Source organism: Halomonas sp. THAF12 (assembly GCF_009363675.1).
In the GTDB taxonomy this organism is placed as follows: Bacteria; Pseudomonadota; Gammaproteobacteria; order Pseudomonadales; family Halomonadaceae; genus Halomonas; species Halomonas smyrnensis.
In genome coordinates, this window is record NZ_CP045399.1 from 1073068 (window position 1) to 1097484 (window position 24417).

Consider the following 24417-nt stretch of genomic DNA (forward strand, 5'->3'; position numbering starts at 1 on the left):
ATCCGCAGGCTCGATGATGGGGGTGACGCGCAGGCTTCGTCTAGCGCGTCGGCATCAGGTGCACTTCGCGAATATTGGCCCGCGGCGCCGCACTGATGGCGTACAGCACGGCGTCGGCAACGTCCTGCGGGTGCAGCTTGTCCGGCTTGGGCTGGTCGAAGAAGGGCGTGTTGACCATGCCCGGGGTGATGGTGGTGCAGCGGCCCTGCCACTCGGCCATTTCCAGCGCCAGGTTCTGGCCAAAGCCGTAGGCGAACCACTTGCTTGAGCTGTAGATCGACCCCGCATGGGTGTCACGCCCCGCCACCGAGCTGGTGAGGATGAAATGCCCCTGGCGCGCTCTCAGGTGGGGCAGGGTGGCGTGAGCGGTCCACAGCAGCGCGTTGATGTTGATATCGATGACGCGCTTCCACTCCTCCGGGTCGCCCTGTTCCGTACCCGGTTGGCTGATGCCGGTGCCGGCGTTGGCGAAGGCAACGTCCAGGTGGCCGTAGTGGGCTACCGCGCGCGCCACGACGTCCGCCATCTGATCGTAGTCGGTGGCATCGGCGGCAATGGCCAGTACCTTGTCGTGACCCAGCTCCTCCGCCAGGGCGGCAAGACGCTCCTCGCGGCGCGCCGTGACGACCACCCTGTGGCCGGCCTCCACCAGCGTGCGCGCGGTGGCCTCGCCAATGCCGCTGGAGGCACCGGTAATCAGTACGATCTTTTCGCTGGCAGTGTCTGTCATCTGTCCCCCTGTCATGATGGGCTCCTGTGAGTCGAGTGCTGCGTTCACGTCTGGTGTCACGGTAACCTCTGCTCGAACATCGCCATAATCGATAGTGCGTATACGCACTATTATTGAGGCAAATAGCCGGTGGATCGCCGCCACCTCAGACGCTGCCGTGAGTGCCCCGGATGAAACTCAACTACGACCTCAACCTGCTGCGGACCTTCCATGCGTTGTACCTGGAGCAGAACGTCACCCGCGCGGGAGAACGCCTGCATCTCAGCCAGCCGTCGGTGAGCGCTGCCTTGGGTCGCCTGCGCGAGCTGTTCAACGACCCGTTGTTCATCCGCGACCGCCAGCGCATGCGTCCGACAGAGAAGGCCGACCACCTCTTTCCCGTCATCGAGGCAGCGTTGACCGATCTGGATGGCCTGATTACCAGCGAGCGGGACTTTTCACCGGCCACCGAGCAGCGCCATTTCGAGATCGCGGCCAACGACTATTTCGAAGTGCTGATTCTGCCCGCGCTGGCCGGGGTCCTGCGCGAGCAGGCGCCGGGAATCACCCTGCAGGTGCGTCGCCTGTCACAGGACATGAGCGAGGCCGGCGTCATGAGCGGCACGACCGATCTGGCGTTCGGGCGCCAGGTCGATCCTCCCGATAATCTGGTCGTGCGCGAGGTCATCCGCGAGGGGATCGAGTGTCTGGTCGGCAACGGGCACCCGCTGCTGGAGCGGCTGGAAGGCAATGGGCAGATGACCAGGGACGATTTCGAGCGCTATGCCCATGTCCTGGTGCAGCCCCATGCGCGCCTGAAAAGCGGCATCTTCAAGCAGCTCGAGGGCCAGGGCTTGAGGCGAGAGGTGGCGTTGGCCGTGACCTACTTCATGGCGGTGCCCGCGCTGCTGGAGCGTTCCTCGCTGATCGCCAGCCTGCCCACGGGGCTCTGCCAGCACTTCCGGCGCCAGTTCGGCGTGACGCCGGTGGCGCCCCCGGTGGCCTTCGACGCCTTTCCCTTCCATCTCAGCTGGCATCGCCGCTATCAGAAGGACCCGGCACATCGCTGGCTGCGCGAACAGATCATCGCGTGCTGTCGCACGCTTCCTGACCGGGGCGCGCTGACGTAAGGGCGTATCGATCATCTCGGCGGTTGATCCGTCGCTCGCGCCGACCCGGGCCGGCGTGGCGACATCGCGATGAAGGTGCGCGTCATGCGAGCCCGCGGATGGTGTTTCTGCAACACGTTATGTTATAACCTTCCGCCCTTCGCGAGCGGCGAGACAGGAGCATGACGTGACATCACCGGCATACGCCCCCGTTCTCGGGGTGGACGACCTGCGCATCCGGCTCGGCCAGCGGCCGGTGGTGGACGGCCTCTCGTTCGCCGTCCGGCCGGGCGAGCGGGTCTGCCTGATCGGCCCGTCGGGCTCCGGCAAGTCGCTCACCGCCGGGGCGATCCTCGGCCTGACGCCGCCCGCGGCCCGCATCGACGGCGCCATCCGCCTCAACGGCCTCGAGGTCGGCGGGGTGCGCGCGACTCGGCGGCCTTCGCAGGCCCGTGCCGGCATGGTGTTCCAGAACACCCAGGCCGCGCTCAACCCGCTGGTCAGCGTGGGCGTCCAGCTGCGTGAGCCCTTCCGGCGCTTCCAGGGGCTCTCCCGCCGCGAGGCGCAGCAGGCGGCCGTCGCGCTGCTGGGGCGGATGAACCTCGCCGAGCCCGAGCGGGTCATGCGGCGTTCGCCGGCGGAGCTCTCCGGCGGCCAGCGTCAGCGGGCCTGCCTGGCGCTGGCGCTGGCCTGCCGGCCGTCGCTGATCGTCGCCGACGAGCCCACCACGGCGCTCGACGTGCTGACCCAGGCCGAGGTGCTGGCGCTGCTGCGCGAGACCACCGGCACCGCCGACACGCCCGCGCTGCTGTTCATCTCCCACGACATGGCCGCCGCCTCGCGGCTGTGCGAGCGTGCGCTGATCCTCGATCAGGGCCGGCTGGTGGAGAGCGGTCGGCTGGCCGACATCATCGCCGCGCCGCGTCACCGCTTCTCCCGCGAGCTGGTCGCGGCGCTGGGCCACCGCGAACGCCTCCAGGCGCCGGACGAGCCGCCGCGTCGGATGGAAGCGCCGCGTCTTCGGGCGGCAGGGTAGGCCCATGACGATGCCCGAACTCAACGACGACGGCTCGCTGCTGCGGGTCTCCGGGGTCGGCAAGCGCATGCCCGGGCCGCGGCGCTGGTGGGGCGGCCGCGACTGGCGCCACACCCTGCGCGACATCGACTTTCGCCTCTACCCCGGCGAGCTGATCGGCCTGGCCGGGGTGTCCGGCGCCGGCAAGTCGACGCTCTTGAACCTGATGCTCGGCCTGACCCGGGCCGACGGCGGCGAGATCGTCTGCCGGGGGCGGCGCATCGCGCCGGGCTCGGCGCGCGCGCTGCGCTGGTATCGCCGCGTGGTGCAGGTCATCCCCCAGGATCCGGCGGCCTCGCTGGACCCGCGCATGCGCGTCGGCGAGCTGATCCGCGAGCCGCTGGTGCGGCTGGGCATCGAGGGCCCGCACGAGGTGCGGGTGGGCGAGGCACTGGAGCAGGTCGGCCTGGACGGCGGCTATCTGATGCGTCGCCCGGCCGAGCTCTCCGGTGGCCAGGCCCAGCGGGTGGCCATCGCCCGGGCCATGGCCGTGCGCCCGCGGCTGCTGCTGGCCGACGAGCCGCTCAGCGGCCTCGACCTGCCGCTCCAGGCCCAGGTGACCCGGGTGCTGAAGACGCTGCATCACGAGGCCGGCATCGGCCTGCTGCTGATCTCCCATGACCTCTCGGTGGTCTGCCGGCTGTGCCAGCGCACCCTGGTGCTGGACGACGGCGCGATCATCGAGGACCGCCCCACCGAGGCGCTGTTCCGCGCGCCGGCGCACGAGCGCACGGCGGCGCTGATCCGGGCCGCGGCCATGCTGCCGGGCCAGGATCTTCCTCCGACGTCTCTTACCCCCGGTTCCCTTTCCGCCGCCACGCCGGCCCATCGTTCCCAGGAGCTAGCCCCTTGAGCCTTCGCCCCTTGTCCCTTCGCCGTGACTTGCCGTTTCCCCTGGCGCCGCTGTCGCTGAGCCTTTTCGCCCTGGCCCTGCTGGCCGGCTGCCAGCAGGAGGAGTCGGCCTCCACCGAGAATGCCGGCGAGACCGTCGGCGAGAGCGCCACCGAGACCGCCGATGCCGGCGAGCGGCGCCTCAGGGTCGCCATGCTGCAGCCGCCGCGCTCCGGGCTGAACCCGCTGACCGACGATGCCTTCAAGCTGTCGCGCTGGAGCACCGCCGAGACGCTGATCCGCCTCGATGACGACGGCAGCCCCGAGCCCTTCCTGGCCACCGAGTGGGAGCGGCTCGACCCGTACCGCTGGCGCTTCGCGATCCGAGACGACGTGGCCTTCCACGACGGCACGCCGCTGACCGCCGAGCGCGTGGTGGCCTCGCTGACCGCCGCCACGAACGCCGCGCCCAAGCCGCGCATCCTCGACGGTGTGGACATGACGATCGAGGCCGACGGCGACGGGGCGGTGATCGTGCGCACCGCCGAGGCCGATCCGCTGGTGCCCAATCGCCTGTCCAGCCCGCAGCTGGCGATCCTCGCCGAGCGGGCCTACCGCGATGACGGCACCGTCAACCCGATCGAGGCCGGCACCGGGCCCTTCGTGCTCGAGGAGATCAACGGCACCCAGAGCGCGCGCCTCGACCGCTTCGAGGGCTACTGGGGCGAGCGCGCCGAGCTCGCCGGCATCGATGCCGACTACGTGCCGGACGGCACGGCCCGCGGTGCGGCGCTGCGCACCGGCGAGGCCGACGTGGTCGAGGCGGTGCCGGTGTCTCAGGTCGCGCTGATCGACCCCGAGCTGATCCACGAGGTGCCGATGCCGCGCACCAACACCCTGTACCTCAACACCGAGTCCGGGCCGCTGGCGGACCCGGCGCTGCGGGCGGCGGCGCACGAGGCGCTCGACCGCGAGGCCATCGTGCGCACCGTCTACGAGAATCGCGCCGACATCGCCAACGGCCTGCTGGGCCCGGCGCTGCAGTGGGCCGACGGGCTGCGCACGCCGGTGCAGGGGCGGCCCGAGGCCGCGGACCCGGAGGGCGTCGCCATCACCCTGGGCACCTTCACCGACCGCGCCGAGCTGCCCGAGGTCGCGGTGCTGCTGGAGCAGCAGCTCGAGGCCGCGGGCTTCGACGTCCAGCAGGAGGTGCGCCAGTACGCGCACATCGAGGCGGACATGCTGGCCGGAGAGTTCGACGCCTTCATCCTGTCCCGGGCGACCATGCTCGACTCCGGCGACCCGGTGGCCTACATGGTCAGCGACTTCGCCTGCGAGGGCTCCTTCAACATCGCCCAGCTGTGCGATGCCGAGGTCGAGGCGGCGCTGGAGAAGGCCGCCGACCTGGAGCCGGGGCCGCAGCGCCGTCAGGCGATCATCGACGCCGAGGCGGCGATCCTCGCCACCGATGCCGCGGTGCCGATGCTCCACGAGCGGGTCATCCAGGGCGAGGCCACCCGCGTCGCCGGCGCCGTGCGCGACCCCCGCGAGCGCGAGCTGATCAACGAGCACACCCGGTTCATCGACGATGGCGCCGAGTAAGGGCGCGAGCCCGTCGGCGCGACCCTCGTTGCGCGGCCCGTCGATCGCGTGGGGCGCGCTGCTGCCGACCCTGTCGCGGCTGCTCACCCTCGGCGGCGTGGTGGTGCTGGTGGGCCTGCTGCCGTGGCTCTCGGGGCGCGACCCGGCGCTCAGCATCCTGCGCGCCCGGGCCGGCGACCAGAACCCGACCCCGGAGGCACTCGATGCCATCCGCGAGCAGCTGGGCCTGGCCATGGGGCCGCTCGAGACGCTCGGCCACTGGGTCGGCGGCCTGCTGGACGGCGATGCCGGCACCTCCTGGATCTCCGGTACCCCGGTGCTGCCGGGCCTGCTGCAGGCGGCCGGGGTGTCGCTTGCGCTGATGGCGGCGGCGCTGGTCGTCGCGCTTTCCACCGCGCTGCCGGTCTGCCTGCCGGCCCTGCGGCGTGGGCTCGACGGTCGTCCGGCGCCGAGCTCGGGCGCGATGGCCGCGGCCGTCACGGCGCTGCCGGAGTTTTTGCTCGCGGCGCTGCTGCTGGTGGTGTTCGCCGCCTGGCTGCGCTGGCTGCCGCCCTATGGCTGGGGCGAGTGGCGCCACCTGGTGCTGCCGGCGCTGTCGCTGGGGCTGCCGGCCGGCGGCCTGCTGGGGCGGCTGTTCAGCGACGGCCTGACCTCGGCCTTCGCCGAGCGCTGGGTCGCGACCTGGCACATGGCGGGCTTCTCGCGGCGGCGCCTGGCGCTGGCCGCGCTGAAGCGCACCCTGCCGAGCCTGATGCCCCAGGTGGGGCTGGTGGTGGTGGGCCTGACCGGCGGGGCGATCGCCGTCGAGCAGGTGTTCTCGATTCCCGGCCTCGGCCGGGCCACGCTGGGGGCGGCCTCCGCCCAGGACCTGCCGGCGCTGCAGACCGGCATCCTGATCCTGCTGGCCATCGCCGTGGCGCTGGGCGGGCTGGCCAACCTCGGCCGCTCGCTGCTGCTGGGCCGGGCGATGCGCGCCGGCGCGGTGCCGGTGGCGGCCCCGGTGGCCCCCGGTGGCCGCCGGCGCTGGATCGTGCCGGCGGTGGCGGCGGCGCTGCTGCTGACGATCGTGCTGGCGGGGCTCGCCCGCGATCCGATGACCTCGGCCTACCTGCGCCTGCAGCCGCCGGGGGCGGGGCTGCCGCTGGGCGCCGACGGCATCGGCCGCGACATCCTCGCGCGGGTCAGCCACGGCGCGCTCTCCACCATGGGCATGGCGCTGGCCACGGTGCTGGTCACCTTCGTGCTGGGGCTCGCGATCGGGCTGATGCCGCGGCTGGCGGCCGGGCCCATCGAGGTCACCAACGCCACGCCGCCGGTGATCGCCGGGCTGATCGTGGCCGGCCTGATGGGGCCGAGCGCCGCCGGCGCGGTGATCGCGGTGACGGCGGTGAGCTGGGCGCCGCTGGCGGCGCACACCTCGGCGCTGGTCAGCGAGACCCTGGCCCAGCCGCACGTGCGCATCACCCCGGTGCTCGGCGTGGGGCGCTGGCGGCTGCTGTCGCGCTACTTGCTGCCCGCGCTGGTCGGGCCGGTGTTCCGCCACGCCATGCTGCGCCTGCCGGGCACCGCGCTGGCGCTGGCCGCCCTGGGTTTCCTCGGGCTCGGCCCGCGGCCGCCGGCCCCGGAATGGGGGCTTCTGCTCGCCGACAGCATGCCCTACCTGGAGCGCGCGCCCTGGGCGGTGCTGGTGCCGTCGCTGGCGCTGGTGCTGATGTCGATCCTGGCGGTCTCGCTCTCCGGCCTGTGGCGCGGGCGCGAGGCCGGCGGGGCATGACGGGGCGGGCGCCCGGGGTGGCCGGGCGCCCGCTCATTCGTCTTTCCGTTGTCAGGCCGGTGTCAGGCCGACATGAAGTCGTTCCAGCGCCTGACCAGGTAGTTGTGCTCGTCCATCACGGTGTTCCATACCGCGATGCGGCTCATGCGGGTCTGGTAGTCGCCGCCGTCGCGGATCTCGCCGCGGTGGATCATGCCGGAATAGCCGGAAGGCCCGGCGAGATCCTCCGAGGCCGGCTTGCCGGCGTACCAGTAGTCCCACTCGGCCGCGGAGAGATGCGGGCGCGTCAGCTCGGGAGTGGAGATGTAATAGCCCTGGCGCGCCATCACCGCGCCGGGCCAGCCGGAGAGCCACCAGTTGAGGTAGTCGTAGGCCGCGTCCAGCGTGCGCCCCTCGACGTGGCGCGAGATCGAGATGCCGCCGTACCAGGCGCGATAGCCTTCCCGGGGCGAGGCCATGCGCACCTTGATCTGGCGCTGCTTGAGGTCGGTCATGGCCGGCGACCAGAGGCTCTCGATGCCGACCCGGCCGCGCACCATGTCCGAGGAGGCCTGGTCCTGGTTGCTCCAGAAGGCGCGGAAGTGCTGCTGGCGCTTGAGCTCGATCAGGCAGTCGATGAGGCGGTCGATCTCCGCCACGCTGAGGTTGCCGAGGTCCTCGAAGTCGACCAGCCCCATCGCCTTGGCGGCCATGGCCGCATCGATGGCGCCGATGGCGCTGTCGTTCTGCAGGCTGACCATGCCGCGCCAGCGCGGGTCGAGCAGCCAGCCCCAGCTCTCGCGGTCGGGGGAGAGCCCCTCCGGCAGCATGTCCAGCCGATAGCCGAAGCTGTCGGCGTTGTGGCTGACCGGCAGCATGGTGATGCGCTCGCTGGGCCGCGCGCCGAGGCTGCCGTCGGGCTGGACGTAGAGGCGGTCGACCGGGTTGCTGCCGGCGCCCAGCGGCGCATGGGCCGTGAGGCGCCCGGTCTTGGGCAGGTTGTTGATCTGGTCCCAGTGGGTGATCCGCGCGATGTCGATGGGCTGGATGGCGTTGGCCGGCCACACCAGGTCGACGTTGTGGAACCACTGGTCGTAGATGTCGAAGCTGCCCGGTGCCAGCACGCCCGCGCGCTGGGCCGCGACGCCGTCGAGCACCTCGAAGGTCAGGCGGATGCCCAGGTCCTCGCGGGCGCGCTGGCGGATGCTCTCCAGCAGCGTGACCGAGGTGCCGAGCACGCGCAGGTTGACGGGGCCGCGCTGCACGTAGGGCGCGGCCGGTTCGGTGACGGAGACGGGTTCAGGCATGCAGGATCCTGGGGCTGGGATGGTCGCTCACGGCGGCCATGAAGGTACTCAGCGAGTCTGCCACGCGGCCGGCGTCGATACCACGGGTGATGAAGATCAGCTCCGAGCGGCGTTCGTCGTCGGGCCAGGTCTCCATGTGCTCCGGGGGATGGATGGTGTGCTGCACGCCGTGGAGCACCACCGGGCGCGGGTCGTCCCTGACGTGCAGCACGCCCTTGACGCGCATGATGTCGGCGCCGTGGCGGTTGAGCAGCATCGACAGCCACAGGCCGAAGCAGCTCCAGTCCACCTCGCCCTCGAGCCCCAGGCGAAACGCGTGCACGTCGCCGAGATGCCCGCTGTCGGCGGGCCGTGCCGATGGCGTCCAGGGGCCGAGCCAGGCCGTCGCCGCGGCCGGGCCGAAGCGCTGCAGGTGCGGGCCGGCGGTGAACAGGGCGTCGCTCGGCTGGTCCAGCGCCTCGGGGCCCAGGCAGCGGGCCGCCGGGTTGAGGCCGGCGAGCCGCTGGCGAAGCGCCGCGACGGCCTCGTCGTCGACCAGGTCGGTCTTGCTGATCACCAGGGTGTCGGCCACCGCCACCTGGGACGCCCACACCGGGTGTTGCTGCTGGCTGGCCTCGGCGTTGACGGCGTCGACCAGCGTCAGGTTGGTGCCCGGGCGCAGGTGATGGCGCAGCACCGGATCGGCGGTGATGGTGGAGGCGATGGGGCCGGGATCGGCCAGGCCGGTGGTCTCCAGCACGATGCGCTTGAACGGCGGGATGGTGCCGTCCTGGCGCTGGGACAGCAGGCGCCGCAGGGCCTCGGACAGCTCGCCGCGGATGGTGCAGCAGACGCAGCCGCTGGCCAGCAGTATCGCGTCCTCGGCGATCTCGCCGAGCAGTCGGTCGTCGAGGCCGACGTCGCCGAACTCGTTGATCAGCACCGCGCTGTCGCCGAAGGCCTCGCTGGCCAGCACCGACTTCAGCAGGGTGGTCTTGCCGCTACCGAGGAAGCCGGAGATCACGTGAACCGGCAGCAGGGGCGTCTTGTCGTTCATGGGGCGGCTCCTCGCCGGTGGCAGGGGGTGAGAGGCGTAGAGAACGGTAGAGAAAGGCGCATCGGAAGGGCGGCCCGACGTCAGGCCAGGGCCGCCAGGAACGCCGGATCCAGGGGGTCGAGCTCGCGGCCGGTCATCTGCTCGGCCTGGCGCCAGACGCCGCCCAGGTCCTGGACGATCTCGCGCTTGCCGGTGGCCGTGGCGAGCACGAAGCTCGAGCCCTGGAAGTCCTCGATGGTCAGGCGCCGCATGCCGAGCACGCGGTTGATCAGCGTCGCCCGGTAGGCCCGGGCGCGTCGCCGCGCGTGGTGGGCCTGCTCCGGATCCTCGATCTGGGTGCTCCAGTGGTCCTCGCCGCCGAAGGCGCCGCATAGTCCGCACATAAAACCTCCTCGCTTCGGGCGGGCCGGCGGCATGGCCGGCCCGGTGTGGTGACATTCAGGCCAGGCACTCGCCGGCCGCCAGCGCCACCTGCAGCAGCGCCTCGTCGTCGCCGCAGGGGGCGCTGAGCTGCAGGCTGGTGTGCTGGCCCTCGGCATCGGTGCCGCTGGGCAGGGCGACCGCCGGCGAATCCAGCAGGCTCGCCACCATGCTCAGTCGCAGCGTGGCCAGGTTGACCGTGGCGAAGTGCTCGGGGTCGGCCTCCAGCGGGCCCAACGGCGGGGCGACGTGGGCCACGGTCGGGGTCAGCAGCACGGCGCCGGCCAGCTCCTGGCGCAGCCGGGCCTGCAGCGCCCGGCGTCGGCGATAGAGCGTCACCACGGCGTCCGGCGTCATGTGCCGCGCCGCCAGCAGCCGCTGGCGGACCCGCGGGTCCATGTGCTCGGCCTCGTCCCGGGCCAGCAGCTCGCGATATTCGGTGTAGGCCTCGGCGGCGCCGAGCCAGCCGGTCCGCTGGATCAGCGCGAGGGTGTCGCCGACGCTCGCCAGCCGGCGATGGACCACCCGGAAGCCGGCCTCGGCGAAACGCTCGGCGGCGCGCGTGAGGTTGTCGCGCACGGCGGGCTCGACGCGCGGGTCCTCTAGGCAGGCGTCGTCGACCACGATCACCGCGCGCTCCGGGTCGGCCGGCGTGCGTGTCGCGACCGGCCGGCCGCGCATGGCGTCGTCGATGGCCAGGCAGTCCGGCAGCGTGGTGGCGATCACGCCGATGGTGTCCAGGCTGTCGGCCAGCGGGGTGACGCCTTCCCGGGTATGGCGGGCCTGGGACGGGCGATAGGAGGTCAGGCCGTTGAAGGCGGCGGGTACGCGCAGCGAGCCGGCGGTGTCGGTGCCGATGGCGGCCGGCACGATGCCCTGGGCCACGGCGATGGCCGAGCCCGAGCTGGAGCCGCCCGGCGCGCGCGCCTCGCCATCGCCCGGCGTGTGGTGGGGCGTGCCGAAGTGGGGGTTCAGGCCGAGGCCCGAGTAGGCCAGCTCGGTCAGGTTGGTCTTGCCGACGCTGATCAGCCCGGCGCTCGCCGCGTGGCGAACCGCCTGGGCGTCGCCTTCGTCGGGCGCCGTGGCGAGCACCCGGCTGCCGCCGGTGGTCAGGGTGCCGCGCATGGCGAACAGGTCCTTCCAGGCCAGCGGCACGCCGTCCAGCGGGCCGAGCTCGGCGCCGTGGCGGCGGCGCTGGGCGGCGGCCTCGGCCTCGGCCAGGGCGCGCTCCGGGGTCAGCGAGATGAACACCGCGTCGCTCTCGCGGGCCTTCTCCAGGGTCCGTTCGGCCAGGGCGACCGGGTCGAGGTCGCCGCGCTGGATGGCTTCGCCGAGGGCGAGGGCGGTTCGGGGGGAGGCAACCATGGGCCGTGTCTCCAGATGGGCGGGCGCCGTCGCGACGACGCCCGCGGTCGCGTTAGCGATCCTCGCGCTTGAGGGCGGAGGCCGGAATGTCGTCGGTGCGCAGGCGCTCGAAGCGGCCCTGCTCGGTGTAGACCCAGTTGCGGTCCACCGAGGTGGCGAGGAAGCGGTCGTCGAAGCCGCTCTCGAGCTCCTCCTGGGGATAGCGGCGCAGGATCCAGGCCTTCATCAGCACCACGTAGACCACCAGGGCGGTGACGAAGCCGACCGCATAGGCGTACTCGAGGAATACCAGGGCCAGGCCGCCGCCGACGATCCAGGCGATGAGGCCGGCCGGGTTGACGCCGTTCATGAAGCGGAACTGGCCCTCGGTGTCGAACAGCGCCGGCACGTTGAGGCGGCGGCGGCGCAGCAGGTAGTAGTCCGCCACCATGATGCCGCCCACCGCGGACAGCACCGCGCCGTAGTAGCTGAGGAAGGTGAACAGGTTGTCGAGGATCAGCCACGGCATGGAGGCGGTGCCGATCACCCCGGCGATCACCAGTGCCACCGGATAGCTGACCCGCGGCGCGCCGGCGTTGACGAAGGTCAGGGCGGCCGGGATCAGGTTGGCGGCGTTGTTGGTCGACCACTGGGCGAGGATCACCATCAGCAGCAGCGCGATCAGGGTCAGGCCGCCGCCCTGTCCCTGGATGACCGTGACCGGGTTCCAGTCGCCGGCGGCGATGAAGGAGACGCCGCCGATCAGCGCGATCCACGCCTGGGTGGCGGGCAGCGCCAGGAACTGGGCGACGAAGACGTTGCGGTTGCGGCGGAAGAAGCCGCGTTCGCCGCCGGGGGCGCGCAGGAAGCGGGTCAGGTTGGGAATGTCCACCGCCAGCGCCGACCAGAAGGCCATGTTGGCGAAGAACAGCCCCAGGGCGGCGACGTCCTGGTCGCCGACGAAGGTCCAGATGTTGATGCCCTGGGTCTCGGCCAGCACGTCCAGGGTGAAGTACATCCACACCGAGATCGCCACGATGCAGGGGGCGGCGATGGAGGCCAGCAGTTCCACGGCGCGGATGCCGAGGGCGGTGTTGATGATCTGCACCACGGCGAACAGGGCGTACCACAGGATCCAGTTATCCAGGCCCCACAGGTATTCGACGATGCCGTTGAGGGCCAGGGCGCCGAGATAGGTCTGCACGCCGAACCAGATGGCGGCCACCACGCCGCGCGACACCGCGGGCAGGTGGGTGCCCTTGAGGCCGAAGGGCGCGCGCAGGTAGACGGCGAAGGACAGCCCGTGCTCGGTGCCGATATCCGCCGTGAGGCTCATCACCACGCCGAGCATCAGGTTGGCGATGAAGATGATCGCCACCACCTGGTGCAGCGGCAGGCCGGCGACGCCGCCGGCGCCGAGCTGGAAGGTGGCGATGATCACCGCCATGCCGATCCACAGCCAGATGAAGCCGAAGAAGCCGATGGTTCGCTGGTTGAGCCAGACCGGCAGGATGGAGGCCTCGAGCAGGTGTTGCCGGTCGGTGTCCGGCTTTGAAGGCGCGAAGGCGCCACCGATGTCGTGTGGTTGGGCCACGGGATCGCTCCTGAGGAGATGGTCATTTGTTGTTGGTGTGCGGCGCCGGGCGGAGCGAAACCGGTCTCACCGGGCGCCTTAAATGTAGTATGGATACAAAAATCATTTTTTGCCAAGGGGTTCTTCGCCGTAAGATAGGAATCGAACGCTCGCTCTTCCTAATGCCTCGTCATTTAAGAGAAAAAAATATTGGGGTGTTTTTCGCGACGATAGATGAATGGTGTTTGGTGACAGCGAGCATCTTTCGTCGGATCGAAAGGGGCGGGGGTAAGTGTCAAAATACGCCTGTGACGCCGAGGCACTCGATGGCCAGAGGATGACGGCGCCCATCGAGTGGGAAGACGGCGTTGTGGGGCGATGACTTCAGGGAGGAGCGGGTGCTGGCGAACGCAGGCAGTTCCAACAAGCAGCAACAGGAGGGGCGCGCCCCTCGCTATGTCATGATCGAGGCGTCCTTGCGCGAGGCCATGCGGGCCCGGCGTCTGCCGGCCAACATGATCCTGCTCGAGGGGCCCATCGCACGGCTGTTCGGTACCAGTCGTGGCCCGGTGCGCAAGGCGCTGGAGCTGCTGCACGAGCAGGGCTTGATCAGTCGCTTCGAGGGGCGCGGCTTCCTCGCGACCCCGGACCCCGATGCGGTGACGCCGACCCGTGAGCCGCTGACGCCCGAGATGCTGGGGCTCGATATCGACGAGCGCCCGGCCGTGGATACCCGGCCGGCGGCGGAGCGCATCTATGCGCAGGTCGAGGAGGCCGTGGCGACCTGCCTGGCCTTCGGTCATTTTCGCATCGTCGAGACGGTGCTCAGCGAGCACTATGGCGTCAGCCGCACGGTGGCCAGGGAGGTGCTGGGCCGCCTGCGCAATCAGCGGCTGATCGAGAAGGATCGCCACTCCCACTGGCTGGCCGGGCCGCTGACGGCCCAGGCGGTGGCCGAGGACTACGAGATTCGGGTGCTGCTCGAACCGGCGGCCCTGAAGGCGTCCGGGCCGCTGCTGGAGCATGGCGAGCTCGAGGCGATGCGCGCCGAGGTCCGGCACCTGATCGATCACCCCGAATGCCAGAGCGCCGCGGCCATCCTCAGGCTGGAGCAGGGCCTGCATCAGCGCTGCCTGCGTCACTACCGCAATCGCAAGGCCCGCGAGATGATCGCCCAGAGCCAGCTGCCGGTGATCGTCAATCGCATCTTCTTCCAGACGCTCGGCGTGCCGCCGGACGAGCCGCTGCTGATGGAGCACAAGCTGGTGCTCGACCACCTGTCGTTCGGCGCCTACGATGCCGCGGCATCCAGCCTGCAGTCGCACCTCCAGGCCGCCGCCGAGCGCACCCGGCGCCGGCTGAAGGTGCTGTCGGTCTTCCCCGAGCCGGACCTGCCGCCCTACCTGGTGAAGATCACCTGAGGGCGTTTCGCGCCTGACCCGCCGGGCGGATCGCCGCCGTCCTCCCGGTGCCTTGCCGGGTGCGCCGTGCGGTCGCGCCGCCCTTCCTTGTTCCGCCCCTTCCCGTTCTCTCCTTCCGTGCTCTGGTGTGGGCCTTTGGCCCACGGTCTGTGCCCGTTCGGGGCCCTTCGTTTGCCCGTCGGGCCGGCACGGGCTCCTCCGGCATGACCGGCTGGCGCCCCGTGCCGGTCTTCATTCACGCCGATAAAAATGACGTTTGTCGCGGATTGGCAAGATATGGGTGTCTGTCCGCAAAAAAGACGTCGATGAATATTTTGGGTGATTGATGTGGCCTTTCGGCTAAAAGTCAGTGTTTCTTCCTGTCTATAAGGCCAAGTCTGTGTTTTGACGTCTGCTTGAGGCGTGAGAGTGGGCGTCGTGTTGACGGTCGGGGCGCCGGGGCCTGTATTGACAAAAATGACCTTTGTATCCAGTCTTCAAAATTATGCGGACGGACGATCGCCGTCGCCCGCCGCAAGCACACCAGGACCAATTCCCAATAACGAGGTGTTCGAAGATGGCGAAGAAAGAGATTCTCTGTGCATTTGGTGTCGACGTGGATGCCGTCGCCGGCTGGCTCGGCTCGTACGGCGGCGAGGATTCCCCCGATGACATCTCCCGCGGCCTGTTTGCCGGCGAGGTCGGTGCGCCGCGCCTGCTCAAGCTGTTCGAGCGCTATAACCTCAAGACCACCTGGTTCATCCCCGGGCACAGCATCGAGACCTTTCCCGAGCAGATGAAGGCGGTGGTCGATGCCGGTCACGAGGTCGGCGTGCATGGCTACAGCCACGAGAACCCCATCGCCATGACCCGCGAGCAGGAGCGCGACGTGCTCGACCGCAGCATCGAGCTGGTGACCGAGCTGTCCGGCAAGCGCCCGACCGGCTACGTGGCGCCGTGGTGGGAGTTCAGCCCGGTGACCAACGAGCTGCTGCTCGAGCGGGGCATCAAGTACGACCACAGCCTGATGCACAACGATTTCCACCCCTACTACGTGCGCGTCGGCGACTCCTGGACCAAGATCGACTACTCCAAGCCTGCCGAGGAGTGGATGAAGCCGCTGGAGCGGGGCGAGGAGACCGACCTGATCGAGATTCCGGCCAACTGGTACCTCGACGACCTGCCGCCGATGATGTTCATCAAGAAGGCCCCCAACAGCCACGGCTTCGTCAGCCCGCGCCATCTCGGCGAAATGTGGCAGGACCAGTTCGACTGGGTCTACCGCGAAAATGACTATGCCGTCTTCACCATGACCATCCACCCGGATGTCTGCGGTCGTCCGCAGAACCTGATGATGCTCGAGCGCCTGATCGAATACATGCAGAGCCATGAAGGCGTGCGCTTCTGCACCTTCGACGAGATCGCCGACGACTTCGCCGAGCGCCAGCCGCGCGGCTGATCGCGGCCCAGCCCGACACCACGACAAAACGACAAACGAATAACAAGAGGGTGACGTCGATGACCGAGCCAACCTCCCGCGGGCCCGCCGAGGCCCGCTCAAGCGCAGACGAGCCATGGAATGCCGTCATCACCAAGAAACAGATCGGCTATGCCTCGCTGGTCTGCTTCATCGCCTGGGTGGCGTCGGTCTACGACTACACCCTGTTCGGCACCCTGCTGCCGGTGATCGCCGATGACTTCGGCTGGAGCACCGCCAAGGCCACGGCGGTCAACACCTGGGCCACCATCGGGGTGTTCGTCGTCTCGCTGGTGGTCGGCACCATGCTCGACCGCTACGGGCGCAAGAAGACGCTGATCCTGCTGGTGATCGGCGGGGCCATGAGCTCCGGGCTGTCGGGGATCGCCATCGGCGCCGCCTCCATGGTGATCATTCGCGCCTTCTCCGGCTTCGCGGTCTCCGAGGAGGTGGTCAACGCCGTCTACCTCAACGAGATCTACAAGAAGGCCAAGGGGCGCGGCTTCATGTACAGCCTGGTGCAGAGCGGCTGGCCGGTCGGCGCGCTGCTGGCCGCCGGCATGACCTCGCTGCTGTTGCCCGTGATGGGCTGGCGCGGCAGCTTCTTCGTCGCCGCCTGTGCCTCGATCATCGTCATCGTGATGGCGCTCAAGCTGCCAGAGTCGCCGGTGTTCGCCGCGATGAAGGAGATCGAGCGTCGCCGCAAGGCGGGTGACGCCGAGGGCGCCGCACGCCTCGCCGCCGAGCATGACGTCGAGATCAACACCGGCAACAACCAGGGCCTCAAGGGCGTGTTCACGCCGGAGCTGCGCTGTCACACCATCTCGCTGTCGCTGGTCTGGCTGTTCAGCTGGATGGCGATCCAGGTCTTCGCGGTGCTCGGCACCACGGTGCTGGTGGAGGCCAAGGGCGTCAGCTTCGAGAGCTCGCTGTACGTGCTGATCCTGGCCAACGCGGTCGGCTTCGGCGGCTACCTGACCCACGGCTGGTTGGGCGATCGCATCGGCCGTCGCAGCACCGTGCTGATGGGCTTCCTGCTCGGCGGCATCGCCAGCCTGCTGATGCTGCTCGGCCCGGCCAGCGACGGCTTCGTCTACGTGATGTACGCCATCACCCTGTTCTTCCTGCTGGGGCCGTTCGCCGCGATCCTGTTCTACATGGGCGAGTCCTTCCCGGCCCACGTGCGTGGCACCGGGGCCAACGTGGCCCACGTGATGGCACCGGTCGGCGCGATCATCGGCTCCGGCCTGGTATCGGTGCTGCTGTCTCTCGGCGTCACCATGACCTGGGCGGCGATCCTGGCCGGCTCCCTGCCGCTGGTGCTCAGTGGCCTGCTGATGTTCGGCACCCGCCAGGTCGATCTCCATGAACAGAACGCCTTCGAGGAGGCAGCCGCATGAGCAATCTGACACGAGACGACGGCCTGGCCGGCAAGGTCGCGATCATCTCCGGTGCCGCCAGCGGCATCGGTCAGGCCCTGGCGGTCAGCTACGCCAAGGCCGGCGTCAAGGTGGTGGCCGGCTACTATCCCGGCGATCCCCATGATGCCGTGACCACCGTCGAGGCGGTGAAGGAAGCCGGCGGCGAGTGCGTCGCCGTTGCGGTGGACGTGCGCGACGGCGCCCAGTGCGACGCGCTGGCCCAGGCGGCCATCGAGGCCTTCGGTAGGCTGGATATCGCCGTGGCCGCGGCCGGCATCCTGCGCCAGTCGCCGCTGGAAGCGCTTTCCGACGAGGACTGGAACGACATGCTGTCGGTGGATCTTACCGGCGTGATGCGCCTGTTCCGCAGCGCCTCCCGGGCGATGACCGGGCCGGGCTCGATGGTGGCCGTGTCCTCCATCGCCGGCGGCGTCTACGGCTGGGACGATCATGCCCACTACGCGGCGGCCAAGAGCGGCCTGGTGGGGCTGGTCAAGTCGCTGGCGGTGGAGCTCGCGCCTCGCGGCATCCGCGTCAACACCCTGATCCCGGGACTGATCGAGACGCCGCAGTCGCTCGACCCGGTCAACTCGCTGGGGCCAGACGGCCTGGCGGCGGCCGGCGAGAAGATTCCCGCCGGGCGGGTGGGGCGCGCCGAGGAGGTCGCTCGCACCGTGCGCTTCCTCACCAGCGACGACGCGTCCTATGTGACCGGCCAGCAGCTGATCGTCGACGGCGGCCTGACCGTCCGCTGGCCGAGCTGACGGAGAGGGAGCCTCGGCTCCCTCCCTTTGGAGACTTCAATGAGCAAACTAGACAACAAGGTCGCCCTGATCATCGGCGCCGCCAGTGGCATCGGCCAGGCGATCGCGACACTGTTTCAGGCCGAAGGCGCGACGCTGGCCTTGGCCGACCTCGACCGGAACGCCTGTGTCGACCTGTGCGGGCCCCGGGGCTCGGCCCATCGCGTCGACGTCGGCTCCGCCGAATCGGTCCAGGCACTCGTGAACGCGGTGGTCGAGCGTCACGGGCGGATCGATGTGCTGGTCAACAGCGCTGGCATCCTCAACGAGTGCCCGATCACCGAGATGTCGCCGGAGGTCTTCGATCAGATGATCGCCGTCAACCTGCGCGGCGTGTTCCTGGCCTGCCACTACGTGGCACCGCTGATGGTGGAACAGCGCGCGGGGCGGATCATCAACATCGCCTCCCAGCTCGCCCACAAGGGGGGCATCGGCATGGCGCACTACAGCGCGGCCAAGGCCGGTATCCTGGGGCTGACCAAGTCCATGGCGCGGGAGCTGGCGCAGTACAACGTGCTGACCAATGCCATCGCGCCGGGGCCGATCAGCACGCCGCTGCTGGGCGACGTCAGCCGCGAATGGATCGGCGAGAAGGAAGCCGAGCTGCCGCTGGGACGCTTCGGCAAGGCGGAAGAAGTGGCGCCGACGGCGCTGTTGCTGGCGGCCTCGCCGGACGGTGACCTGTACCTGGGGCAGGCCCTAGGCCCCAACAGCGGCGACGTGATGTAGCACCGTTCGTCGCTTGATGGCAGGAACCGCCGTCACGACAAAGGGGCCCCTGGGGGCCCCTTTGCCGTTCTGGCGGTCTGCCGGGCGGCTTACTGCGCGGTGATGGTGCTCATCACCAGGTTGCCGTCGATCTTGATCGGGCCGTCTTCCGAGGCGCCGAGGGTGTACTCGAAGATCCCGGTCTCCATGCCGCCTTCCTCGCTGTGCACCATCAGCATCAGCTGGTCGCCGGCGCTGACGTCTTCGGTGAGGATCGCGGTGACGTCCATGTTCTCGCCTTCCTTGAGCGGGGCATGGCCGACCACCGGGCCGGGTTTCATGCTGTCATCGGTGCGGTGCACCACCAGCCAGCCGTTGCTGCCCGCCATGACTTTTTCCGCGGTGACCGTGCCGCCCGCGACGGACTGGTCATCGGCCCAGACTTCCGGATGCATGTCGCCGTGCATTTCCGCCTGAGCCAGGGAAGCGCCGGTGAGCAGAGCGGCGGATACGAATGCGCTTGCCATGAACTTGGTCATCATCATTCTCTCCTTGAGTTCCGAGCACGCCCCATCGAAGCAAAGTGGTTGGGATGGGCGTGCCCGCAGTTACGAGAGACGAGCGACGGCGGTTTCACCTCGGCGCGAAAAAAAAATCACAGCCGCTGGGCCGAGGCGTCCTGATCGGTGGGATAGAGGTAGCCGTGGATCGCCGGGCCGGTCGGCTGGCCGGTGGGCGAGCCGCCGGGCGGCTCGATGCTGATGCCGAAGGTGGCGCGCTTGAGCAGCTCGGGATCGAAGTCGCTCAGGGCGTCGGCCGGCAGGCTCAGCCGGTCGTTGAGCACGCCCACCGAGCGCGGATTCGGCCCCAGCGAGGCGTCCTTGATCCACAGCTGATAGGCGCGGTCCGGCAGCGGCTCGGCGGTGACCGGCCGCACGTTCAGGCGACGGCTGTCGAGGTCCACGGAGAGCATGAAGGCGGGCTGCTGGTCGTCCTGCTGGAACACGGCCACGAACGGCGACTCGCTCGTCCCCGGCTCGACGGGGACGATCAGCACCGCGGCCAGCACCAGCGCCGCGGCGGAGGCGAGCCCGGTGCTCCAGCGCCAGAAGCGCAGCCGGCGCCGCATGGCGTCGAGCTGGGAGACCTTGCCCTCGCGCTCGCCGGTGACCGGCGTGGCGTCCAGCGCCTCGATGCGCCGTTCGATCCTCGCCAGCAGGTCCGGCCCCGGTGCCACCGCGGCGATGTCATCGCCGAGGGGCGCGAGGCGCGTCTCCCACTCGAGGATGCGGCCGTCCAGCTCGGGGTCTGCCCGTCGGCGGCGCTGGATCTCGGCGCGCTCGTCGGCGCCCAGGGTGCCGAGCACGAACTCGGCGGCCAGCATGTCGATGTCGTCGTGGTCTGTCATGACGCCAGACACCCCTTGAGTTGCTTGAGGGCTCGATGGAGCCAGGTCTTGACGGTGTTCACCGGCTGCTCGAAGTGGGCGGCCAGGTCGGCCCGGGACCAGCCATCCAGATAGGCCAGGCGCACCATGTCCCGGCGGTTGCCCTCCAGCTCGGCCAGGCAGGCATGCAGGCGGCGCGCGTCCTCGTCGCGCTCGGCGTGCTCCCGGGCGCCGGGGGCATCGGAGGGCGTCTGGTCGAGGACGTCGTCCGACTCATGGGGCGCCCGGGGCCGTCGGCGCAGCTCGTCGATGGCGGCGTGTCGGGCGATGCTCGCCATCCAGGCGATCGCCGAGGCCCGGCCGTCGTCGAACTGCCCGGCCTTCTGCCAGATGGTGACGTAGACCTCCTGCACGACGTCGTCGGTGCGCCCCCGTTCCTTCAGGATACGCAGCACCGTGCCATAGAGTTTCGCCGAGGTGGCGTCATAGAGTTCGGCGAAGGCCTGTCGGTCGCGCCGAGTCACGCGCTGGAGCAGGTCCTGCAGGCGATCACTGGACATACCACATTCCCTGTCATGTCGATGGTCGAGGCCGGTGAGAGCGGCATCATGCTCGCGCAGACTGCCGCCTCGCCGTCGTGGCGGTCAAGGCGCCGTCTTTCCACGCTGCGCCGGGGCGTCAGGGGAGGGCGGCCAGGACCTCCACCAGGCCGAAGGCGGTGACGCCGGCGACCACCGGCCAGCCCAGCGAGCGCCGCCGATACCACACGACCAGGGTCGCCAGCACGCCGATCCCGGTGGCCAGCCAGCCGATGGCGTCGAGGCGATCAGGCACCAGCGACACGCCGAGCACCGCGGCGACCATCATCGGGCCGAGCAGGGAGAGCCAGCGGGGCATGGCCTCGATGCCGTCCGCGCCGTCGAGGCGACGGAGACGGCGCTGCATCCACAGCAGCGGCAGCAGACGAATCAGCAGGGTGCCGAGGGCCGTGGCCAACAGGGCCAGCCAGAGGTCGTTACTCATGGGGCGCCTCCGGCGTGAAGCGGACCAGGGTGAAGCACAGGGCGCCGCAGGCGGCGGCGATGGGAATGCCGATGTTGGTGTAGCCGACCAGGCTGCAGAGCATCGCCACGCCGATGCTGATCATCAGCGCCAGGCTCCAGCGCTTCGAGGTGCAGCGCGGCGCCACCAGCACCAGGAACAGCGCCGGCAGGGCGAAGGGCAGTATCTCGCCCAGCAGCGGCCAGCGCGCCATCAGCCAGTCGCCGGCCAGGGCGCCGAGCAGGGTGCCGAGGATCCAGCTGGTCCAGGCCAGCAGCGCGGCACCGGTGAACCAGCCGAGGCGCTGCGCTTCCGGCAGCTGTGGCAAGCGGTGATGGGCCAGGGCGAAGACCTGGTCGGTCAGGCCGTGCATCAGCACGAGCCACCAGCGGCTGCGGTCCAGCCACGGTGCCAGGTTGGGGCCGTAGACCGCATGGCGCACGTTGAGCAGCAGCGTCATGGCCACCGCCAGCCACAGCGGCGCGCCGCCGGCGATCATGCCGATGAGCAGGAACTGCGAGGCGCCGGCGTAGATCAGCGTCGAGATCAGCGTCGCCTCCCAGGCCGTCAAGCCGGCCTGGACGGCGATCAGCCCGAAGGAGATCGCCACCGGCACGTACCCGCCGAGCAGCGGGAAGGCCTCGCGCACGCCGGACAGCCAGGCGCGGGAAGGCGCCGAGGTCGCCTGGTCGATCATGATGCCTCCCTCTCGGCGTAGACGATGGTCAGGATCAGCGTCGCCCACTGCTCGCCGGTGCGATAGCGGTGGGGGCGGTCGGCGCCGAACGCGAGGCTGTCGCCGGCGTGCAGCGTGCGCAGGTCGTCCTCGGGGCCGGCCTCGAGCTCGCCGCTGAGCACGGTGAGCGATTCCGTGGCGCCGGGGGTGTGCCCCTCGGCATGGCGATCGGTATGGGGGGCGCAGCGCATCCAGTAGGCATCGACCTGGCGGCCTTCCTGGCCCTGGTCGATCAGCCTCACCTGCACGCCGTCTTCGCCGAGGGGCACGGTGATCGGCGCCACCAGGGTGCCGAAGGGCATGTTCAGCTGCACCGCCAGCCGCCAGATGGTGTCCAGCGTGGGGTTCCCGTTGCCCTGCTCGAGGCGCGACAGGTTCGACTTGGCGATGCCGGCGGCGGCGGCCAGCTGCGACAGCGACAGCCCGCGCTCCTGGCGCAGGCGCTGAAGGTGCTGGCCCAGGGTGCTGAGGGCGAGATGGTCCATGGAGGCTTCCGGTACGAGGGGGTGCCCACGAATTGTTCGATATAAGGAACGTTCTATAAAAAGAACAACCGACTGTCAAGGGAGGCCGTCCGGCCGGCGGCGCTATACCGGGCCGGGGTAGGAAGCGACCGGGAACGCCGCAAGGCGCACGATGAAGGAGAAGGGGCGGGAGGCGCCGCGGGCAGTGGCGAGGAGGAAGGGAAGAAGCGAAGGCGGGAGGAGGATAAAGCGAAAAGGTGCCCGGCCGCCGCAGCGGCCGGGCAGGCGAGGCTCAGGCCTCGTCGGTGTTGCCGTCGGCGCGGCAGGCAGCGGCGGTGAACAGCACATCGGTGGAGGAGTTCAGCGCCGTCTCGGTGGAGTCCTGCACCACGCTGATCACGAAGCCGATCGCCACCACCTGCATGGCCACGTCGGCGGAGATGCCGAACAGGCTGGCGGCCATGGGAATCAGCAGCAGCGAGCCGCCGGCCACGCCTGACACGCCGCAGGCGGCCAGCGCCGAGACGATGCACAGCAGCAGCGCGGTGACGAAATCGACCTGGATGCCGAGGGTATGGGCGGCGGCCAGGGTGATCACGGTGATGGTGATGGCGGCGCCGCACATGTTGATCGTCGCGCCCAGCGGGATCGAGATCGAATAGGTATCGGCGTGCAGCTTCAAACGCTTGCACAACTCCAGGTTGACCGGAATGTTGGCCGCCGAGCTGCGGGTGAAGAAGGCGGTGATGGCGCTGCCGCGCAGGCAGGTGAACACCAGCGGATAGGGATTGCGGCCGGTCTTCAGGAACACGATCAGCGGATTGGTGACCAGCGCCACGAACACCATGCAGCCGACGATCACCAGCAGCAGGCGGCCGTAGTCGAGCAGGGCGTCGAGGCCGGATTCGGCCAGGGTGTTGGCGACCAGGCCGAAGATGCCCAGCGGGGCGAAGCGGATCACCATCTGGACGATGCCCGACACGGCATCGGACAGGTCCTTGAGCGCGGTGCGGGTGGTGTCCGCGGCGCGGCGCAGCAGCAGCCCGAGGCCCACGGCCCAGGCCAGGATGGCGATGAAGTTGGCCTCCATCAGCGCCTCGACCGGGTTGGCCACGGCGTTGAGCAGCAGGTTGCGCAGGATCTCGGTGACGCTGCCGGGCGGCGTACCGCTGGCCGCCGGGGCGTTCAGCGCCAGGCTGGTGGGGAAGGCGAAGCTCGCCGCCACGGCGACCAGCGCCGCCACCAGGGTGCCGATGAGGTAGAGCACCAGCACGGAGCGGATGTGGGTGGGCTGGCCCTGGCGATGGTTGGCGATCGCCGCGGCCACCAGCACGAAGACCAGCACCGGCGCCACGGCCTTCAGCGCGGAGACGAAGACCTGGCCGAGCAGGGCGGCCGACTGGGCGGTATCGGGGGCGAGGGTGGCGAGCAGCAGGCCGGCGACGATGCCCAGCGCGATCTGGGGGATCAGCCCCAGCCGCAGCAGCGGGCGGCCCAGGGAGTTGAGGGTAGCGATCATGGGTGTCTCTTGTGGAATCACGGGGTGCATGAACGTGTCGTGCGCCGGGGTCGCCGTATCACCACGTGGCCACGCCGCGGGGTTGCCGCGGGGCTCGGGACACGCGAGGGCGATGGCCTGTCGACGCCCTGCCCGGGTGTCGCCCGGGCAGGCGCGCGAATTCTACCATCGACGTAAAACGATAGGGGGTACGACCTTGGTTTCTCTTGAAACCAGGTGGGTGTGCTGATCTGTCGCCGTTTCCAGGGTGGAATATGCGGTGAGGACGTCGGCAGGCAGGAGCCTTCAGGGATGGCGGAGGTGCCGGCGCGGATCGTCGTTATGGCTCAGCGGCGAGGTGGCCTCGCAGCCGAGGCAGCGGCAGATGTCCCGATCGACATCCGGCCGGAACCGTTTCCACCTCGCTTCGCCACGTACCACTTCCTGATTGCCGCACTCGCACAGCAGGATGCGGGTGTCGTGGGGGCCGGGAGAGTAGAGGATCGAACGAGGCGGCGATGCATCCATGGGTAGGCTGGTCGTGATGGAAAACGGTTCGGTCATGCTGCGCTATCCCTGCGGTCATGGCGTATCTTTCCGCGCAAGATACGCAGGTGGGCAGGCGTTGAATACAGGTCGAGGCCGAAGCCTGGCGTACGTGATGACCCCACGTTTCATGGGCAATGACCTATGCAGTGTGCCGTGTCGAGCATCGGGGCTCGC

Annotated in this window: 24 protein-coding genes; 10 read left to right on the forward strand and 14 right to left on the reverse strand. The window is 69.7% G+C overall.

Annotated features, from left to right (window positions below):
* Positions 1–40: 40 nt before the first annotated feature.
* Positions 41–745 carry an SDR family oxidoreductase gene (locus FIU88_RS04830; protein WP_253742737.1) on the reverse strand — a complete coding sequence of 235 codons (705 nt, stop codon included), beginning with the start codon at positions 743–745 and terminating at the stop codon, positions 41–43.
* Between the two features lie 155 nt (positions 746–900).
* Between FIU88_RS04830 and FIU88_RS04835 the strand changes: the two genes are divergently transcribed.
* The 5 genes from FIU88_RS04835 (at position 901) to FIU88_RS04855 (ending at position 7100) form a co-directional block, all read left to right on the forward strand.
* Positions 901–1839 carry a LysR substrate-binding domain-containing protein gene (locus FIU88_RS04835; RefSeq protein WP_152478380.1) on the forward strand — a complete coding sequence of 313 codons (939 nt, stop codon included), beginning with the start codon at positions 901–903 and terminating at the stop codon, positions 1837–1839.
* Between the two features lie 166 nt (positions 1840–2005).
* Positions 2006–2854, forward strand: a complete 849-nt coding sequence (locus tag FIU88_RS04840) for an ABC transporter ATP-binding protein (RefSeq protein WP_253742744.1) — start codon at positions 2006–2008, stop codon at positions 2852–2854.
* Positions 2855–2858: 4 nt separating this feature from the next.
* Entirely contained in the window at positions 2859–3746 is an 888-nt protein-coding gene (locus FIU88_RS04845; RefSeq protein WP_152478381.1) for an ABC transporter ATP-binding protein, read from the forward strand.
* Entirely contained in the window at positions 3743–5326 is a 1584-nt protein-coding gene (locus tag FIU88_RS04850) for an ABC transporter substrate-binding protein (RefSeq protein ID WP_253742745.1), read from the forward strand. The genes FIU88_RS04845 and FIU88_RS04850 overlap by 4 nt, the downstream gene beginning before the upstream one ends.
* Complete coding sequence (locus FIU88_RS04855) at positions 5313–7100, forward strand: ABC transporter permease subunit (protein ID WP_253742750.1); 1788 nt, start codon at positions 5313–5315, stop codon at positions 7098–7100. Before FIU88_RS04850 ends, FIU88_RS04855 begins: the two co-directional genes overlap by 14 nt.
* Before the next feature lie 62 nt (positions 7101–7162).
* On the opposite strand, the gene FIU88_RS19385 is transcribed toward FIU88_RS04855, so the two are convergent.
* The 5 genes from FIU88_RS19385 to FIU88_RS04880 form a co-directional block, all read right to left on the reverse strand.
* Positions 7163–8386: a PotD/PotF family extracellular solute-binding protein gene (locus FIU88_RS19385; RefSeq protein ID WP_152478382.1), complete on the reverse strand. Its 1224-nt coding sequence runs from the start codon at positions 8384–8386 to the stop codon at positions 7163–7165.
* Positions 8379–9422: a GTP-binding protein gene (locus FIU88_RS04865; protein WP_152478383.1), complete on the reverse strand. Its 1044-nt coding sequence runs from the start codon at positions 9420–9422 to the stop codon at positions 8379–8381. The genes FIU88_RS19385 and FIU88_RS04865 overlap by 8 nt, the downstream gene beginning before the upstream one ends.
* 80 nt (positions 9423–9502) lie before the next feature.
* Positions 9503–9805: a hypothetical protein gene (locus FIU88_RS04870; RefSeq protein WP_152478384.1), complete on the reverse strand. Its 303-nt coding sequence runs from the start codon at positions 9803–9805 to the stop codon at positions 9503–9505.
* Between the two features lie 55 nt (positions 9806–9860).
* Entirely contained in the window at positions 9861–11207 is a 1347-nt protein-coding gene (locus FIU88_RS04875; RefSeq protein WP_152478385.1) for an amidase family protein, read from the reverse strand.
* A gap of 52 nt (positions 11208–11259) precedes the next feature.
* Positions 11260–12780 (reverse strand): NCS1 family transporter, encoded by a 1521-nt coding sequence (locus tag FIU88_RS04880; protein WP_253742752.1) that lies wholly within the window; start codon positions 12778–12780, stop codon positions 11260–11262.
* Between the two features lie 377 nt (positions 12781–13157).
* Between FIU88_RS04880 and FIU88_RS04885 the strand changes: the two genes are divergently transcribed.
* The 5 genes from FIU88_RS04885 (at position 13158) to FIU88_RS04905 (ending at position 18589) form a co-directional block, all read left to right on the forward strand.
* Positions 13158–14180 carry a GntR family transcriptional regulator gene (locus FIU88_RS04885; protein WP_216647300.1) on the forward strand — a complete coding sequence of 341 codons (1023 nt, stop codon included), beginning with the start codon at positions 13158–13160 and terminating at the stop codon, positions 14178–14180.
* A gap of 556 nt (positions 14181–14736) precedes the next feature.
* On the forward strand, positions 14737–15618 hold the full coding sequence (locus tag FIU88_RS04890; protein WP_152478386.1) for a polysaccharide deacetylase: 882 nt from the start codon (positions 14737–14739) through the stop codon (positions 15616–15618).
* Positions 15619–15677: 59 nt separating this feature from the next.
* The gene (locus FIU88_RS04895; RefSeq protein ID WP_152478387.1) at positions 15678–17036 is read left to right on the forward strand and encodes an MFS transporter; all 1359 of its coding nucleotides are present in this window, start codon (positions 15678–15680) and stop codon (positions 17034–17036) included.
* A complete protein-coding gene (locus FIU88_RS04900) occupies positions 17033–17821 on the forward strand; it encodes an SDR family NAD(P)-dependent oxidoreductase (RefSeq protein WP_152478388.1) in 789 nt (262 codons plus the stop codon). The genes FIU88_RS04895 and FIU88_RS04900 overlap by 4 nt, the downstream gene beginning before the upstream one ends.
* A 39-nt stretch (positions 17822–17860) precedes the next feature.
* Positions 17861–18589 carry an SDR family NAD(P)-dependent oxidoreductase gene (locus FIU88_RS04905; protein WP_152478389.1) on the forward strand — a complete coding sequence of 243 codons (729 nt, stop codon included), beginning with the start codon at positions 17861–17863 and terminating at the stop codon, positions 18587–18589.
* Between the two features lie 89 nt (positions 18590–18678).
* Here FIU88_RS04905 and FIU88_RS04910 read toward each other — a convergent pair whose 3' ends face one another.
* From FIU88_RS04910 to FIU88_RS04945, 8 genes are all read right to left on the reverse strand, one after another.
* Positions 18679–19110: a hypothetical protein gene (locus FIU88_RS04910; protein ID WP_016855498.1), complete on the reverse strand. Its 432-nt coding sequence runs from the start codon at positions 19108–19110 to the stop codon at positions 18679–18681.
* A 113-nt stretch (positions 19111–19223) separates the two neighbouring features.
* Positions 19224–19976 carry an anti-sigma factor gene (locus tag FIU88_RS04915; protein ID WP_152478390.1) on the reverse strand — a complete coding sequence of 251 codons (753 nt, stop codon included), beginning with the start codon at positions 19974–19976 and terminating at the stop codon, positions 19224–19226.
* Entirely contained in the window at positions 19973–20515 is a 543-nt protein-coding gene (locus tag FIU88_RS04920) for a sigma-70 family RNA polymerase sigma factor (protein ID WP_152478391.1), read from the reverse strand. The genes FIU88_RS04915 and FIU88_RS04920 overlap by 4 nt, the downstream gene beginning before the upstream one ends.
* 118 nt (positions 20516–20633) lie before the next feature.
* A complete protein-coding gene (locus FIU88_RS04925; protein WP_016855501.1) occupies positions 20634–20978 on the reverse strand; it encodes an AzlD domain-containing protein in 345 nt (114 codons plus the stop codon).
* The gene (locus tag FIU88_RS04930) at positions 20971–21693 is read right to left on the reverse strand and encodes an AzlC family ABC transporter permease (RefSeq protein ID WP_016855502.1); all 723 of its coding nucleotides are present in this window, start codon (positions 21691–21693) and stop codon (positions 20971–20973) included. Before FIU88_RS04930 ends, FIU88_RS04925 begins: the two co-directional genes overlap by 8 nt.
* Positions 21690–22217, reverse strand: coding sequence for a helix-turn-helix domain-containing protein (locus tag FIU88_RS04935; protein WP_016855503.1), 528 nt, complete (start codon positions 22215–22217; stop codon positions 21690–21692). Before FIU88_RS04935 ends, FIU88_RS04930 begins: the two co-directional genes overlap by 4 nt.
* Before the next feature lie 271 nt (positions 22218–22488).
* Positions 22489–23715 carry a serine/threonine transporter SstT gene (sstT, locus tag FIU88_RS04940; RefSeq protein ID WP_016855504.1) on the reverse strand — a complete coding sequence of 409 codons (1227 nt, stop codon included), beginning with the start codon at positions 23713–23715 and terminating at the stop codon, positions 22489–22491.
* Positions 23716–24000: 285 nt separating this feature from the next.
* Entirely contained in the window at positions 24001–24258 is a 258-nt protein-coding gene (locus FIU88_RS04945) for a hypothetical protein (RefSeq protein WP_152478392.1), read from the reverse strand.
* Positions 24259–24417: the final 159 nt, after the last annotated feature.

Excerpts from the sequence above, each read along its gene's own strand:
- FIU88_RS04830 (WP_253742737.1), bottom strand. The coding sequence starts at position 745 with ATGACAGGGGGACAGATGACAGACACTGCCAGCGAAAAGATCGTACTG.
- FIU88_RS04835 (WP_152478380.1), top strand. The coding sequence starts at position 901 with ATGAAACTCAACTACGACCTCAACCTGCTGCGGACCTTCCATGCGTTG.
- FIU88_RS04845 (WP_152478381.1), top strand. The coding sequence starts at position 2,859 with ATGACGATGCCCGAACTCAACGACGACGGCTCGCTGCTGCGGGTCTCC.
- FIU88_RS04855 (WP_253742750.1), top strand. The coding sequence starts at position 5,313 with ATGGCGCCGAGTAAGGGCGCGAGCCCGTCGGCGCGACCCTCGTTGCGC.
- FIU88_RS19385 (WP_152478382.1), bottom strand. The coding sequence starts at position 8,386 with ATGCCTGAACCCGTCTCCGTCACCGAACCGGCCGCGCCCTACGTGCAG.
- FIU88_RS04865 (WP_152478383.1), bottom strand. The coding sequence starts at position 9,422 with ATGAACGACAAGACGCCCCTGCTGCCGGTTCACGTGATCTCCGGCTTC.
- FIU88_RS04870 (WP_152478384.1), bottom strand. The coding sequence starts at position 9,805 with ATGTGCGGACTATGCGGCGCCTTCGGCGGCGAGGACCACTGGAGCACC.
- FIU88_RS04875 (WP_152478385.1), bottom strand. The coding sequence starts at position 11,207 with ATGGTTGCCTCCCCCCGAACCGCCCTCGCCCTCGGCGAAGCCATCCAG.
- FIU88_RS04890 (WP_152478386.1), top strand. The coding sequence starts at position 14,737 with ATGGCGAAGAAAGAGATTCTCTGTGCATTTGGTGTCGACGTGGATGCC.
- FIU88_RS04895 (WP_152478387.1), top strand. The coding sequence starts at position 15,678 with ATGACCGAGCCAACCTCCCGCGGGCCCGCCGAGGCCCGCTCAAGCGCA.
- FIU88_RS04900 (WP_152478388.1), top strand. The coding sequence starts at position 17,033 with ATGAGCAATCTGACACGAGACGACGGCCTGGCCGGCAAGGTCGCGATC.
- FIU88_RS04905 (WP_152478389.1), top strand. The coding sequence starts at position 17,861 with ATGAGCAAACTAGACAACAAGGTCGCCCTGATCATCGGCGCCGCCAGT.
- FIU88_RS04910 (WP_016855498.1), bottom strand. The coding sequence starts at position 19,110 with ATGATGACCAAGTTCATGGCAAGCGCATTCGTATCCGCCGCTCTGCTC.
- FIU88_RS04915 (WP_152478390.1), bottom strand. The coding sequence starts at position 19,976 with ATGACAGACCACGACGACATCGACATGCTGGCCGCCGAGTTCGTGCTC.
- FIU88_RS04920 (WP_152478391.1), bottom strand. The coding sequence starts at position 20,515 with ATGTCCAGTGATCGCCTGCAGGACCTGCTCCAGCGCGTGACTCGGCGC.
- FIU88_RS04925 (WP_016855501.1), bottom strand. The coding sequence starts at position 20,978 with ATGAGTAACGACCTCTGGCTGGCCCTGTTGGCCACGGCCCTCGGCACC.
- FIU88_RS04930 (WP_016855502.1), bottom strand. The coding sequence starts at position 21,693 with ATGATCGACCAGGCGACCTCGGCGCCTTCCCGCGCCTGGCTGTCCGGC.
- FIU88_RS04935 (WP_016855503.1), bottom strand. The coding sequence starts at position 22,217 with ATGGACCATCTCGCCCTCAGCACCCTGGGCCAGCACCTTCAGCGCCTG.
- sstT (WP_016855504.1), bottom strand. The coding sequence starts at position 23,715 with ATGATCGCTACCCTCAACTCCCTGGGCCGCCCGCTGCTGCGGCTGGGG.
- FIU88_RS04945 (WP_152478392.1), bottom strand. The coding sequence starts at position 24,258 with ATGACCGAACCGTTTTCCATCACGACCAGCCTACCCATGGATGCATCG.